The organism is Kitasatospora sp. NPDC088160 (assembly GCF_044741445.1).
Lineage (GTDB): Bacteria > Actinomycetota > Actinomycetes > Streptomycetales > Streptomycetaceae > Kitasatospora.
The window spans coordinates 64,834-71,686 of sequence record NZ_JBIUSS010000040.1 but is presented as its reverse complement, the minus strand read 5'-3'; the positions used below and the strand labels follow the sequence as shown (position 1 = coordinate 71,686).

Annotated in this window: 7 protein-coding genes; 1 reads left to right on the top strand and 6 read right to left on the bottom strand. The window is 71.9% G+C overall.

Annotated elements, in window-relative coordinates; all coding sequences use genetic code 11:
• Positions 1–269 precede the first annotated feature (269 nt).
• On the top strand, positions 270–704 hold the full coding sequence (locus ACIOGZ_RS39665; RefSeq protein ID WP_363585622.1) for a hypothetical protein: 435 nt from the start codon (positions 270–272) through the stop codon (positions 702–704).
• A gap of 71 nt (positions 705–775) precedes the next feature.
• Here ACIOGZ_RS39665 and ACIOGZ_RS39660 read toward each other — a convergent pair whose 3' ends face one another.
• The 6 genes from ACIOGZ_RS39660 to ACIOGZ_RS39635 form a co-directional block, all read right to left on the bottom strand.
• A complete protein-coding gene (locus tag ACIOGZ_RS39660; RefSeq protein ID WP_400844815.1) occupies positions 776–1,738 on the bottom strand; it encodes an electron transfer flavoprotein subunit alpha/FixB family protein in 963 nt (320 codons plus the stop codon).
• A gap of 57 nt (positions 1,739–1,795) precedes the next feature.
• The gene (locus ACIOGZ_RS39655; RefSeq protein ID WP_363585624.1) at positions 1,796–2,581 is read right to left on the bottom strand and encodes an electron transfer flavoprotein subunit beta/FixA family protein; all 786 of its coding nucleotides are present in this window, start codon (positions 2,579–2,581) and stop codon (positions 1,796–1,798) included.
• A gap of 235 nt (positions 2,582–2,816) precedes the next feature.
• Complete coding sequence (locus ACIOGZ_RS39650) at positions 2,817–3,614, bottom strand: family 1 encapsulin nanocompartment shell protein (protein WP_350884446.1); 798 nt, start codon at positions 3,612–3,614, stop codon at positions 2,817–2,819.
• Between the two features lie 28 nt (positions 3,615–3,642).
• The gene (locus ACIOGZ_RS39645; protein WP_363585625.1) at positions 3,643–4,686 is read right to left on the bottom strand and encodes a Dyp-type peroxidase; all 1,044 of its coding nucleotides are present in this window, start codon (positions 4,684–4,686) and stop codon (positions 3,643–3,645) included.
• A gap of 309 nt (positions 4,687–4,995) precedes the next feature.
• The gene (locus ACIOGZ_RS39640; protein ID WP_400989511.1) at positions 4,996–5,619 is read right to left on the bottom strand and encodes an FMN reductase; all 624 of its coding nucleotides are present in this window, start codon (positions 5,617–5,619) and stop codon (positions 4,996–4,998) included.
• Positions 5,616–6,743, bottom strand: a complete 1,128-nt coding sequence (locus tag ACIOGZ_RS39635; protein ID WP_400989509.1) for an LLM class flavin-dependent oxidoreductase — start codon at positions 6,741–6,743, stop codon at positions 5,616–5,618. The genes ACIOGZ_RS39640 and ACIOGZ_RS39635 overlap by 4 nt, the downstream gene beginning before the upstream one ends.
• Between the last annotated feature and the right edge of the window lie 110 nt (positions 6,744–6,853).

Here is a 6,853-nt window from a genome sequence, read left to right as displayed (position 1 = left end):
ACCTCCGCCGCGAACGGAGCGATCTTCGCCTCGGCCAGCGAACGCACCGCCTCACGGAGCATCTCGTGCTCCTCGGAGATACGGAAGAGATCGAACTCCTGGCTCATGATCGCCACTCCTGTTTCACGACGGTACTCAGTACCCTTCATTATGCACCCACGCGGCAAAAAGGGAACTCAGTGCCTTCACATGGCGGCACTGAGTTCCCTATCCTTTTTTCTGCCGAACTTCTGCCGAACAAGCCGGTCCGAGCGCAGGGAGATGACAGCGTGGTCCACTCAGCCATCGATGCCGACACCCGGAGCACCACGCTGTACTTCCAGCGCTGCTCGTGGTGCTGCAATCCGACCTTCCAGCGGCTGCTCTGCCCCACCTGCGGCTCCACCGAGCTGCGGCTGGAGCCCAGCGAGGGCACCGGCGTGGTCCGGCGCTGCGAGGTCGAGCAGGCCCGGACGCCGCTGGTCCGCCAGAAGTCCCTGATCCGGATGGCCGAGGGCTTCGACGTCTGGTGCATCGTCGACGGGCTGCGCAGCACCGTCCCGGTCGGGACGCGGGTGCGGCTGCTGTCCGCCCCCGGCTCCGACCAGCCCGAGCTGCGGCTGCTGCCGATGGAGGGGCCGCAGCCGCCGGTGGACGTCGAGCCGCGCCCGCTGCCGCCCGTCCAGGGCGGGTTCACCCAGCACCTCGCGGCCTTCGCCGAATAGCGTCCACCGCACGGCGGAGGGCGTGGCACCGGGTACCCGGTGCCACGCCCTCCCACTGCCGTGTGCGGGGATCAGCCCTTGCGGGCCTTCACCTCGGCGGTCAGCTGCGGCAGCACGGCGAACAGGTCGCCGACCACGCCGTAGTCCGCCAGCTCGAAGATCGGGGCCTCCGGGTCCTTGTTGACGGCCACGATGGTCTTCGAGGTCTGCATGCCCGCCCGGTGCTGGATGGCGCCGGAGATGCCGTTGGCCACGTACAGCTGCGGCGAGACCTGCTTGCCGGTCTGGCCGACCTGGTTGCTGTGCGGGTACCAGCCCGCGTCGACGGCGGCACGCGAGGCGCCGACGGCCGCGCCCAGCACGTCCGCGAGCTCCTCGACGACGCCGAAGCCGGCCGCCTCACCGACGCCACGGCCGCCCGAGACCACGATCGCGGCCTCGGTCAGCTCCGGACGGCCGGTCGAGACCCGCGGGGTGCGCGAGGTGACCTTGGCCGCGTTGCCGGTGAACTCCACCGCCACGTTCTCCACCGCGCCCGCGCCCGCAACGGCCTCGGGGGCCACCGCGTTCGGCTTGACGGTGATGACCGGCACGCCGTTGCTGACGCGCGAGTCGACGGTGTACGAGGCGGCGAACACCGACTGGGTGGCGATCGGGCCGCTGTCGCCCGCACGCAGGTCGATGGCGTCGGTGATGATGCCGGAGCCCAGCCGCAGTGCGACGCGGGCGGCGATCTCCTTGCCCTCGCCGGAGGAGGTGACCAGGACGGCGGCGGCGTCGTTGGCCTTGGCGATCTGGGTGAGGGCGTCCACCTTCGGGACGACCAGCTGGTCGGTGAACTCCGCGCCGTCGGCGACGTACACCTTGGCCGCGCCGTACTCGGCGGCCTTGGCCGCGAGGTCGGCGGCGGCGACACCGGCGCCGAGCACGACCGCGGACGGCTCGCCGATCCTGCGGGCCAGGGTCAGCAGTTCGAGGGCCGGCTTGCGGACCGCACCGTCGGCGTGGTCCACCAGGACGAGAATCTCAGCCATTGCTCAATGTCTCCGTGTTTCGCTGTGGCAGGGGGTGGGTGGCTCGGCCGGGCCGGCTCAGATGAACTTCTGGTCGGCGAGGAAGCCGGCGAGCTGCCTGCCGCCCTCGCCCTCGTCCTTGACGACCGTGCCCGCGGTCCGCGCCGGACGCGCCGCCACCGACTCCACCGCCGTCCACGCACCCGCCAGACCGACCTCGTCGGCCTCGATGCCCAGATCGTCCAGGTCCAGCGACTGGACCGGCTTCTTCTTCGCCGCCATGATCCCCTTGAACGACGGGTACCGGGCCTCACCCGACTGGTCCGTCACCGACACCACCGCCGGCAGCGCCGCCTCCACCAGCTCCGTCGCCGCGTCACCGTCACGACGGCCCCGCACCACACCGCCCTCGACCGACACCTCCGACAGCAGCGTCACCTGCGCCACGCCGAGCCGCTCCGCCAGCAGCGCCGGCAGCACACCCATCGAACCGTCCGTCGACGCCATCCCACCGATCACCAGGTCGAACCCGGTCTTCTCCAACGCCTTCGCCAGCACCGCCGACGTCCCGATCACATCCGAACCGTGGATGTCCTCGTCGTTCACGTGCACGGCCTTGTCCGCACCCATCGACAGCGCCTTGCGCAGCGCGTCCTTCGCGTCGTCCGGCCCGACCGTCAGCACCGTCACCTCGGCGCCCTCGTTCGCCGCCGCGATCCGCAGCGCCTGCTCCACGCCGTACTCGTCGAGCTCCGACAGGAGGCCGTCCACACCCTCCCGGTCGGTGGTGTGGTCGTCCGCGAACCGACGGTCACCCGTCGCGTCCGGCACGTACTTCACACAGACGACGATCCTCAAGCTCATGAGTGGTTCTCCTGTCACGGTCGCGCTGGTCGATGGCCTCACGTCATGCCGAGGGTACTGAGTGCCAATCCCGGCCCGGCCGCGCCCTGCGCGCCGTGGGCGCCACCTGGACCGGCATACCGTGTCGGCGCTCTTCGACTGGTGTCGGAGGCTCCGTGAAGAGGATACGGCACTCAGTACCCCTGGTAAAGGAACTCAGTACCCTTCCCGATGTGTGCTGGGCCTCAGGACGCCCTCAGGCGGCCAGCACCACGGCGGCCTCTCCCGTGTAGACGCGGAAGGTGAGGGACTCCTGGAGGTAGAGCCGCACGGTGTCGGCGTCGTGGGAGAGGTAGCCGACGGAGACGTCCTGGCCGAGGAAGAGTTCGAAGTCGCCGCCCCGGGTGGACAGGAGGAGCGCGCCCTCGATGGCGGGGGCCCAGATGATGTCCCCGTCGAGGAGGCGGGCGAGGTGGTTGTGGACGGGGTAGCCGTGGTCGCTGGTCTCGTTGACGGCGGTGAAGGTGTCCGCGCCGAGCAGGAGCGAGTAGGGGCCGCCGACGCCGGCCAGGCGCAGCGCGGTGAGGGCGCGGCTGACCGCCTCGGGGTACTCGCGGACGTCCTCGGGGAGCTGGACCGGCGGGTTGGTGGAGCCGGCTCGGATGCCCTCGATGGCGGCGGCGCGGTAGCCCTCGAAGACGGCGCGGTCCTCGGCGAGGGCGATGGTGCGGGCGGCGTCCTTCACCGGCTGCCAGTCGGAGTCGCGGGAGCCGCGCTCGACGTCGTCGACGGCCTCGCGGCGGACGGTGAAGGGGACGCGCAGCTCGACCACCGGCTGGGCGGCGCGGGCGTGGGCCTGGACGCCGTCGGCGGGCGGTTCGATGCCGGTCAGGTGGCCGGTGCCGACGGCGGCGAGGGTGGAGCCGTCGGGGCCGTTCAGGTCGACCACGCGGCGGCCGGCGATGTGGAGCTTGAAGGTCTGGCGGGCCTCCTCCTCGATCTCCGCCCAGGCTGCGGCGGAGACGGGGGCGAGGTCGCGGTGCAGGTTGTTCATGGTGCGGGTCCTTGTCGGGAGGTCCGGTTCAGGGCGTGCCGCGCAGGCTGCCGATGCCGAGTGAGCCGGTCGCGGGGGGAGTACTCGGCGCGGGTGGAGCGGGCGGAGCGGGCGGCGCCGACCGCACCGGGGGCGCCGATGGCGCGGGCGGCGGGGCGTCGAGGAAGTCGGCGGTCGGGACGAAGAACAGCGAGCCGGTGGCGGCGGTGGAGAAGTCGAGCAGCCGGTCGGTGGTGCCGGGCGGGCGGCCCACGAACATGTTGCGCAGCATCTCCTCGGTCACCTCGGGATCGCGCGCGTAGCCGATGAAGTAGGTGCCGAACTCGCCGCCGCGGTCGAACGAGCCGAAGGCCATGTTGTAGCGGACGATCTTCCGTTCCTCGCCGTCCGGCCCGGTCACGGTGCTGAGCGCGACGTGCGAGTCGGCCGGTTTGACGGCGTCGTCGAGCTCGATGTCGGTGAGCTTGGTGCGGCCGACCGCCCGCTCCTGGTCCTCGACGCTCAGCGCGTTCCACGCGTCCAGGTCGTGCAGGTACTTCTGGACGATGACGTAGCTGCCGCCGGTGAAGTCCGGGTCCTCGGCGCCGACCACGGCGGCGGTCTCGGCGGCCCGGCCCTCGGGGTTCTCGGTGCCGTCGACGAAGCCGAGCAGGTCCCGGTCGTCGAAGTACTTGAAGCCCTGGACGGAGTCCACCACGGTGGCCGCCCCGGCCAGCCGGCCGGTGAGCTGGCCGGCCAGCTCGAAGCAGAGGTCCATCCGGGCGGCCCGCAGGTGCAGCAGCAGGTCACCGGGGGTGGCCGGGGCCCGGTGGCGGGTGCCGGCCACCTCCCGGAAGGGGTGCAGGCCGGCCGGCCTGGGGCCGTCGAAGAGCCGGTCCCAGGCGTCCGAGCCGACGCCGGTGACGCAGGTGAGGCCCCCCTCGGGGACCCGGAAGCCGACCGCGCGGCGCAGCCCGGCGAGGTCGGGCAGCAGGTCGCGGACGGCGTCCTCGCCGCCGGGCTCGACGGTGAGGACCAGGAAGACCGCCGCGCTGGTCAGCGGGGAGAGCACGGCTTGCGGTTCGGCCTGCATGGCGAGGGCTCCTCCACGGTGGCGCGGGAGGCCGGGCGGCGTCCCGCTCATGGCCGGTGGTCAGCGTGCCGCGGCTGCCGCCGACCGGGCGGGCCGACGGTGTGACGGACCAGCGGCGTGACGGACCAACGGACATCTGATCATGCGTACGATTACACCCCATAGCGGACCATTCGGCGCGGGCGGCACTCCCCCGAACGGCCCTCCCGGACGCGCCGTCCGCCGAGGCCGTTCGGGGGCGCCCGCGGCCGGTGGGCACGCGGAAGGGGCGGACGCGCCGTCACGCGCCCGCCCCTTCCACCCCGGCTGTCAGACCCGCAGGGCCGCCAGCTGCTCGGCGAACGGCACCACCTGTTCGGGCAGCGCCGGCGCCGCCGGGCCGCGGCCGGCCAGCAGTGCCGCCAGTTCGCCCGCCGCGCGGTCGATCCGGCCCGGGAGGCCGTCGGTGAGCCCGTCCCCCGCCGCGCCCCAGTCGTCGGTGGCCGCGTAGACGGCGGTCGGCACCACCACCGCGCGCAGGTAGCTGAACAGTGGCCGGACGGCGTGCTCCAGGGCGAGCGAGTGCCGGGGCGTGCCGCCGGTGGCGGCGATCAGCACCGGCTTGCCGGTGAGCGCGTCGTGGTCGACCAGGTCGAAGAAGGACTTGAACAGGCCGCTGTAGGAGGCGGTGAAGATCGGTGTCACCGCGATCACCGCGTCCGCCCCGGTCACCGCGTCGATCGCCCCGCGCAGCGCCGCGCCGGGGAAGCCGGTGACGAAGTGGTGGGCGATCTCCGTGGCCAGGTCGCGCAGTTCGACCACCGTGACGTCCACCTGCCGTCCGCCATCGGACAGTTGACGGATCGTCGATTCGGAGAGGCGGTCGGCCAGCAGCCGGGTCGAGGACGGCTCGCTCAGCCCGGCGCTCACCACCACCAGCCGGTACGCGCTCACTTGGCCACCTCCACGATCTCCCCGTCGACGGACTTCCCGTCGGCGGACTCCTCGTCGCGGGCCGCGACCCGCGCGGCGTGCGTCGGCCCGTCCGGCACCGCGGCCGGGCGGTTCCTGGCGAACTCCTCGCGCAGCACCGGTACGACCTCCTCGCCGAGCAGGTCCAGCTGCTCCAGCACGGTCTTCAGCGGCAGGCCGGCGTGGTCCATCAGGAACAGCTGGCGCTGGTAGTCGCCGAAGGACTCGCGGAAGGCCAGCGTCTTCTCGATGACCTCCTGCGGGCTGCCCACGGTCAGCGGGGTCTGCTCGGTGAACTCCTCCAGCGAGGGCCCGTGCCCGTACACCGGCGCGTTGTCGAAGTACGGGCGGAACTCCCGCACCGCGTCCTGCGAGTTGCGCCGCATGAACACCTGCCCGCCGAGGCCGACGTACGCCTGCTCGGGCATGCCGTGGCCGTAGTGGGCGTAGCGCTCGCGGTAGAGGGCGATCAGCTTCTGGAAGTGCTCCTTGGGCCAGAAGATGTTGTTCGCGAAGAAGCCGTCCCCGTAGTAGGCGGCCTGTTCGGCGATCTCCGGGCTGCGGATCGAGCCGTGCCAGACGAACGGCGCGACGCCGTCCAGCGGGCGCGGGGTGGAGGTGAAGGACTGCAGCGGGGTGCGGAAGCGACCCTGCCAGTCCACCACCTCCTCGCGCCACAGCTGGTGCAGCAGCGCGTAGTTCTCGATCGCGAGCGGGATGCCCTGGCGGATGTCCTTGCCGAACCACGGGTAGACCGGGCCGGTGTTGCCGCGGCCCATCATGAGGTCCACCCGGCCGTCGGCGAGGTGCTGGAGCATCGCGAAGTCCTCGGCGATCTTCACCGGGTCGTTGGTGGTGATCAGCGTGGTCGAGGTGGAGAGGACGATGCGGTCGGTCTGCGCGGCGATGTAGCCGAGCATGGTCGTCGGCGAGGACGGGACGAACGGCGGGTTGTGGTGCTCGCCGGTCGCGAAGACGTCGAGGCCGACCTCCTCGGCCTTGCGCGCGATGGCCACCATGGCCTTGATCCGCTCGTGCTCGCTCGGGGTGCGGCCGGTGGTCGGGTCGGGGGTGACGTCGCCGACGGTGAAGATTCCGAACTGCATGCTGCTCACCACACTCCAGGTCGGCCCCTCGCCCGGGCGCTCGGGGCGCACGGGGCTCTCGGGGCGGATCGTTAAACTTTCAATCACCTTAGCACCCGGGTGCGGATCGT

Excerpts from the sequence above, each read along its gene's own strand:
- ACIOGZ_RS39660 (WP_400844815.1), bottom strand. The coding sequence starts at position 1,738 with ATGGCTGAGATTCTCGTCCTGGTGGACCACGCCGACGGTGCGGTCCGC.
- ACIOGZ_RS39655 (WP_363585624.1), bottom strand. The coding sequence starts at position 2,581 with ATGAGCTTGAGGATCGTCGTCTGTGTGAAGTACGTGCCGGACGCGACG.
- ACIOGZ_RS39645 (WP_363585625.1), bottom strand. The coding sequence starts at position 4,686 with ATGCAGGCCGAACCGCAAGCCGTGCTCTCCCCGCTGACCAGCGCGGCG.
- ACIOGZ_RS39635 (WP_400989509.1), bottom strand. The coding sequence starts at position 6,743 with ATGCAGTTCGGAATCTTCACCGTCGGCGACGTCACCCCCGACCCGACC.
- ACIOGZ_RS39650 (WP_350884446.1), bottom strand. The coding sequence starts at position 3,614 with ATGAACAACCTGCACCGCGACCTCGCCCCCGTCTCCGCCGCAGCCTGG.